General features: G+C 63.6%; 1 protein-coding gene. It reads left to right on the top strand.

Annotation, left to right across the window (positions count from 1 at the left end):
• A partial coding sequence (locus tag KO538_RS29015; RefSeq protein ID WP_219330439.1) for an IS1595 family transposase occupies nt 1–795 on the top strand: 795 nt, incomplete at its 5' end.
• Between the last annotated feature and the right edge of the window lie 2 nt (nt 796–797).

Here is a 797-nt window from a genome sequence, read left to right on the forward strand (position 1 = left end):
TTGCACCGGCATGGCCATGCGCACGGCCTGCAGCGCTACCGTTGCGTGCCGTGCGGACGTACCTTCAATGCCTTGACGGGCACGCCGCTGGCCCGCTTGCGCCACAAGGCGCTGTGGCTCGACTACGCCGATTGCCTGCTGGCATCGGATTCCGTGCGCAAGGCGGCGCGCCAACTGGGCGTACACCGCAACACCACGTTTCGCTGGCGCCACCGGTTTTTATCGTTGGCAAAGACGGATCGGCCGCATGGCCTGCACGGCATCGCCGAAGCCGACGAGTTATATCTGCTGGAATCGGAAAAGGGATCGAGAAACATGACGCGTCCGCCACGCCGCCGAGGCGGCCATGCCCGCCAGCGCGGCATTTCCAATGAGCAGGTCTGTATCCTGGTGGCGCGCGACCGCACGGGCCAGACCCTGGACTTCATCACGGGCAAAGGGGTGCTGACCAAGGCGCAGTTGCATCATTGCCTGTTACCTGTCATCGACAAGGACGTGCTGCTGGTCACCGATGGCCATGCCGCCTATCGGGCCTTTGCCAGGGAGGCTGGCATCAGCCACCAGGCCGTCAACTTGCGCGCAGGCATCCGCGTACAGGGCGCCGCCCACGTGCAGAACGTCAACGCCTATCACAGCCGTTTGCGGCAATGGCTGGGTCCGTTTCACGGCGTGGCGACGCGCTACCTGCCAAATTATCTGGGGTGGCGCTGGATACTCGATGCCAGGCGCATCCGCTCGCCAGAAACGTTATTGAGAGCAACGCTGGGAGGATTCCCACATCTGACGGTGACATAGCC

Origin of the sequence: Janthinobacterium sp. NKUCC08_JDC (assembly GCF_019345575.1) — a bacterium.
GTDB classification, from domain to species: Bacteria; Pseudomonadota; Gammaproteobacteria; order Burkholderiales; family Burkholderiaceae_D; genus Janthinobacterium; species Janthinobacterium aestuarii.